The sequence below is a fragment of the Pseudoalteromonas sp. SWN29 genome, from assembly GCF_015864465.1.
Classification (GTDB): Bacteria; Pseudomonadota; Gammaproteobacteria; order Enterobacterales; family Alteromonadaceae; genus Pseudoalteromonas.
In genome coordinates this window covers 1-5569 of the sequence record NZ_JADYXE010000091.1, presented here as the reverse complement: position 1 = coordinate 5569, position 5569 = coordinate 1, and the positions used below count along the sequence as shown (strand labels likewise).

General features: G+C 38.1%; 6 protein-coding genes. 3 read left to right on the top strand and 3 right to left on the bottom strand.

All coding sequences use genetic code 11. The annotated features are described in order from the left end of the window. Nucleotides 1–711: 711 nt before the first annotated feature. Entirely contained in the window at nucleotides 712–1716 is a 1005-nt protein-coding gene (locus tag I6F53_RS19785) for a nuclease-related domain-containing protein (RefSeq protein WP_197240892.1), read from the bottom strand. A gap of 327 nt (nucleotides 1717–2043) precedes the next feature. On the opposite strand from I6F53_RS19785, the gene I6F53_RS19780 reads away from it, so the two are divergent. The 3 genes from I6F53_RS19780 (at nucleotide 2044) to I6F53_RS19770 (ending at nucleotide 4399) form a co-directional block, all read left to right on the top strand. Continuing rightward, nucleotides 2044–2238 carry a hypothetical protein gene (locus tag I6F53_RS19780; protein ID WP_197240893.1) on the top strand — a complete coding sequence of 65 codons (195 nt, stop codon included), beginning with the start codon at nucleotides 2044–2046 and terminating at the stop codon, nucleotides 2236–2238. 539 nt (nucleotides 2239–2777) lie between these two features. Then, nucleotides 2778–3263 (top strand): hypothetical protein, encoded by a 486-nt coding sequence (locus I6F53_RS19775; RefSeq protein WP_166419876.1) that lies wholly within the window; start codon nucleotides 2778–2780, stop codon nucleotides 3261–3263. A 2-nt stretch (nucleotides 3264–3265) separates the two neighbouring features. After that, nucleotides 3266–4399, top strand: a complete 1134-nt coding sequence (locus I6F53_RS19770; RefSeq protein ID WP_197240891.1) for a DUF1570 domain-containing protein — start codon at nucleotides 3266–3268, stop codon at nucleotides 4397–4399. Between the two features lie 170 nt (nucleotides 4400–4569). On the opposite strand, the gene hepT is transcribed toward I6F53_RS19770, so the two are convergent. Continuing rightward, nucleotides 4570–4995 (bottom strand): type VII toxin-antitoxin system HepT family RNase toxin, encoded by a 426-nt coding sequence (gene hepT / locus I6F53_RS19765; protein WP_166419874.1) that lies wholly within the window; start codon nucleotides 4993–4995, stop codon nucleotides 4570–4572. Next, nucleotides 4988–5377 (bottom strand): type VII toxin-antitoxin system MntA family adenylyltransferase antitoxin, encoded by a 390-nt coding sequence (gene mntA / locus I6F53_RS19760; RefSeq protein ID WP_197240890.1) that lies wholly within the window; start codon nucleotides 5375–5377, stop codon nucleotides 4988–4990. The genes hepT and mntA overlap by 8 nt, the downstream gene beginning before the upstream one ends. Nucleotides 5378–5569: the final 192 nt, after the last annotated feature.

Below are 5569 nucleotides of genomic sequence, written 5' to 3'. Positions count from 1 at the left end.
ATAAAAAACCAAGAAGCGTTTAAGCTCCAAGAAAGTTAAATACGACCTTGAAGCTTAAAATGAGAGATGGTATCTACAGTAAATTTTAAGAACGCTGCTCAGATATTTCCCCCTCCAACTTCACCTGAAAACACATAATTAATGAGTAATTACCTCGCGTGGCGGAATTTTGTTCCCGACAAATTTCAAGTCCCTAAATCCCTTTAGGCAATTCGAGGAAAGCGATGTTTGTACATGGGTGAAAAACGTAGTTTTGAACGAGAGGGTAGGGATACCCGAACTGGGCAGCGTACAGGGATGTGAAAGTTGTGCTTTCATCGCGTTTACGTTCATATTAATTTAGTGTTTAAAGATAAGTGAAATTGAGGGGCGCTGTGGGTGACGAATGACCAAAGCGTAGCTTTGCAGCTTGAGGAAGTGGAAGCATGGATGCTGACAGGAACCCGGCTTCAGGGATGAATTATTAGCAGCAGAGCTTATTTGAAGAAGACCGCCCTTTGGTTGCCATCGCGAACGCGATATAAGTAAATTATTTTGAAATTAAGAACCAAAAGCGCGAGGTAAACTCCCGCCTACGGCTTTTCGCGCGAGCTAGCTGAGCGCCTACAGGTGTTTGGGTGAGCTTTGTAGCGTTGATTGGGAATTATGAGTTAGTTACTAAAGAGCTAGTTACTAAAGAGAAAGTGCGATGTAAAATCGCACCTACAAGTGCTAAAGCTTAATAAGCGTACTTATCTCACAATCTTTGCATACTAAAGAGTAATTTTCTTTACGTTTACTTGTTTTAGTATTGCTACTTGAACACTCAGGGCATGCTGATTTCATTGGCGTATTTGCATTGCAATTACCGCATTTTACAAAGTAACCATAGCGTCCAGAAAGAGGCTGCAAATTGGTCGAGCTATTACATTGCTTACAAGCTAATGTTATCTCTTTGATTAGATCAGTTTTAGGTTTTACTTGTTCAGTAATGGTTTGCTCAGAAGCGATTAAAGTATCATCGTAAACAGATTCTGGTTCGCTTATTTCCGCAGATACATATGAAGGCTCTTGTAAGTTAGGCGATATATTTTGCTCTAAAATAAATTGGCAAATTCTATCGAGTGTTTCTTCACTGAACCACGGTCGAACGTTTGTTGTAAAAAGGTGAAACGCATTAGGTTTAGACGCAGGAAGCTTCATTATTTCGAGTAATTTATCAGTTATAAATTCGGATTTAACTAATCGATCTTCAATTGCTTTTGGTGTGTTTTTTCGGTTGATAATAGCGTTGCTCGATATGGCACAAATACTATGCCACTCTCTGCCACCAAACCCCTGTTGAAGTTTGCCAAATAATTTAGTGAGTAAGTTAGGTACATTGTCGCGCATTAGGCTTTTTAACAGTTCTAGTTGTAATTCAACCTGTTTTATTGGCGATGGCATACCTTGCCAGTTACCGCGATAACTGCGACTCCATTCTTGATGTTCATTAATCGTTACTTCCCCTGTAATGCTTTTAGATTCGATGAGAATAAAGCCATAGGTGTATGCGATTAGGTGGTCTATTTGTGCGGTTTCGCCATTGTGTTTAAATTTCACATCGTTAAACACAAATACCTGACTATGATCTTTAAAGGCGCGGCGTAAATAAAAGGCAACGTCGAGTTCTTGCTTTTGACCTGCTTGTATTTTAGCTGAGTTGCTGCTGATGAGGGTTTTATCTTTTAGAATCATGAGGCGTCCTTTCAATCATGTATTTGCTTAGAATATCATTGAAGTACCGAATAAGAATACTGCTTAAGTTCAAAAAATGCGAGATAGACCCCCCACTTACAATTTAAAAGCTACGCTTTTCGCGCGAGCAAGCTGAGCGCCTACAGGTGTTTAGCTTGGCTATTAAGCTCAAAATATCATTAACTTCCCATAAGTAACTTATGTTTTACTTATGGGGTTGGGTTTTATTTTACTGCCTATAAGTAAAGTAAGATTTACTTATAGTTGATGAATATACATTCAAACTTAAAAGTAAGTTATGTTTGACTTTTGGGTGGGCTACCACGGATGCAACTACTTATAAGTCAAACTGTTGACTCTGTATTAGCCGCAATTGATACGGCTAAAGTTTCTGCTGTTAAAAATAACTTATCTACTGCTGAATTAGCACACATTGATTTATGCATAAAAATAATTAATAACGCTGCAAATAAGCTGAGTGAGCAAATAATACAACTATCAAATATGGATGCATTTATTTAAGTTGATTTAGGTTCGAAAAAATAAATACGTGTATTTTGATTGCCAGCATTAGCGCGATATAAACTCCCACCTACAACTTGAAAGCTTTAGTGCCTGTGTCAGTAAGTAACATGCCTGCAAAAATGAGGCAATTAAATTGTTATTCGCCTCACCATGTAAGGCGAATAGGTGTTTAATTGTTGTAGATGAGGTTTTATACCTCGCATGGTGTTTTTATAAAGCCAAAGCGCGAGGTAAAATCGTACCTACAATTTAAAAGCTTCGCTTTTCGCGCGAGCAAGCTGAGCGCCTACAGGTGTTTAGCTTGGCCTTATTTAAAAGCCAAAGCGCGATGTAAACTCGCACCTACGGGTTTGTTGAGTGCGGTGGTTTAATTATTGTAGGTGAGGTTTTATACCTCGCGGGTGCTTTTTAAAAACCAGGCACAAGGTGAACTCCCACCCACAGCTTTAATTTTTGCTTTTTGGATTAGTAATGTTGATGTGTTTTTTCACATTTATAGGTACACTCTTTTAAAGTTTTAATTCAGGGAATGAATAATGATTAAATGGGTTGTACTGGTATTTATTAGCGTATTTACAACTTTCCCTCAAGCTGGTGAGGCTTACACACAAGCCCAATGCGATAGCATTAAAAAGCAGCGCGAAGCTATTCGCTCTCAATTTAGAAGTGGCTACAGTAATAAAGAAGGTGAGCGTTTAACTGCGCGCGATAAAGCGCTATTTACCTTACTTGCTAATCACTGCCGTAAACCTAAAAAGAGTGGTAGCGCTTATCAGGCTACTTCTTCTACCCCAACTCGTACGCCTAATAGCAATTGGTTACTCAATCAAAAAGTGTCAAACATGTCTTTGCACAGCGATAGCTATAAAGGTGCCGCTAAGCTTGATGCTTGGTCAAAATTTTATAAATTGCCTAAACGTTGCCGTAAAAAAGGGATGGAGTCGGCCGATTTTGTATGGTGTAGCGAGTATCGGGGTAAGCAAAAAGAGTTGTTTGAAGCACAGTGGCAAGGGCGCCCATAAATATGTTTAAAACAAAATTACGCGTGGTGTTTGTATTTTTTGTGCTGCTAATTGCATCGGCGCTCATTGCTAATCATTTTACTGGGCGGGTATTTAATTATCATGATCCTATAGGCGAGGTTAAACGAATTTATAGTAGTTTATCGTCGCAGGTAGTTACTGAACCGTTAGCAACTAAACAGCTCAAAAATATAAGTACGGCTACTTTACAAAATGTATCAGTACCTGCCGATAATCATTTATCGCAAGCTAACAATACGCGCTGCGTGGATGTATCGTTAGGGCAGGTTAAATATAAACGTAATGGCGATATATTTACGTGGACAGACAGTGACGGTGTGCCGCATTTTAGTGACAAAAAACCGGATTTTGCGGTAGCAACTTACGATACTGGTTTTATTGAACCGTTAGATTACTTTGACCTCACTTTAAATACGCCTAATTTACCTTCGTCATTTAACCAAGCGTTACGCATAAAACTCAATACTGTATTTAAAGTATATGGACAGATTATTGGCGTGCATGCACTTAAAAAGGTAAAGCTTAATTTAACGGTATTGCCTACGCGCGGCGCTTATGAAGCCGTAATTAAGCAACGCAGTGCTGACCCTACAAACACTGCGGGTATGTATTTTCACGCGAGTAACTCTGCTTTTATTCATTATGATAATGCACACAGTGCAATGCGAACCGCCGTACATGAGGCAGTGCATGCCATTAATAAAGCAGTTTTAGGTTATACCCCTAGATGGTTTAATGAGGGATTTGCTGAATACTTTGAGCTTACTAAAAATAATATGCAAATGGCTATTATTGAGTCTAATAGTTCATGGACGAAAAATAATAATATTACTAAAAGTGTATTTTTAATTGATTCGTTAGTGGGTTTAGATGACTCGTGGAAAAAAGGTGATACCAGCAAGCTGTATGCAAGCAGTTGGGCTGCAATTTACTTTTTAATGGATACGCAAGCAGGGAGAGCGTTACTTAAGAATATAATGCTTGCTGAGCAAGAATTTCTCTGTAATAAGTTATCTGAAAAGCAATTAAAAACGATGATGTATAAGCAATTTCCTAATCTTAATCGTGAATATTCTAAGCGGTTAAAAAGTCCTTTAAAAGCGCATATATTTTAAATTACAAACCAAAAGCGCGAGGTAAACTCCCGCCTACAGCTTTTCGCGCGAGCAAGCTGAGCGCCTACAGGTGTTTAGCTTAGCCTTATTTAAAAGCCAAAGCGCGATGTAAAATCGCGCCTACGGTTTTGATGAGAGTGGTGGTTTAATTAATGTAGGTGAGGTTTTATCTATGAATCTTTGTTTAGCTCTGTAATCGCTTTAATACTAAATGCGTGCATAGTTATGTAGTGTTGCTTTTTAATGATTGTTTTTACGATACTTTGATCAATATTTAAGTAATCGTGAACAAGTGCATTTCGTAAGCCTATAATTTTACGCCATGAAAGTAGTTCCGCCTCGCTCAAAAAGCCTAAATTAGTAAGTTCGCTAAATGTTTGATAGGCGTTGCTACTGGTACTACTTTTGTGCTGCTTTAGCCAATGCTTTGATAAACCAATACACACCTCGGTCATTAACTGTAGTAATCGCTCTGCAGCTCGGTAGTCTCTGCTATTAAGTGAATCGATTTGACTGAGTTCGTCGAGTTCTTGTATATATTCGTCAATATGGCGTGTTACTTCACTTAAATAAAGTGTAATTCCGGTATCAGTCATGTTTACTCGCTATGGTTTCAAATTCGAACTGGCTATATATACGCTGCTGCTCTTTCATCGCTCTAACACTATTATTGCTTATAATTATTTTTCCATATTCAATAACGTTGAAAGCTAAATAACTTGGAATAATATTTATATCAACAATCGAAATAAGTTGTTCATTAAGGTTAAGTGCATTACTTATTTCAAGCTCAAGCTCTTTTGGCCTAAGGCGCTTATCGAACGATTCCAGATCAAAGTTTTTAAATGCTATGGCTAAGTCAATGTCACTATGGGGCTGGGCTGTCCCTTTTGCGTGGGAGCCATATAGCCAAACTACATCAATGTCGGTGTTTTGATGTAAATACTCAATTATTTTTTGTATAACTTTATTTGCCACGAAAAGTAACCATTGATAAAAACAGTAATAATAACCTATCAGTTTTATAGTGAACATTAAAACTGATATTTGTTTTATTTAATTTAAAAGCTTCGCTTTTCGCGCGAGCAAGCTTTGCGCCTTGTATCTCTCATTGATAAATGATTAGCTATCATTTATCACATCGAAGTCAGTGAGCTTGCCTGTGCGTCT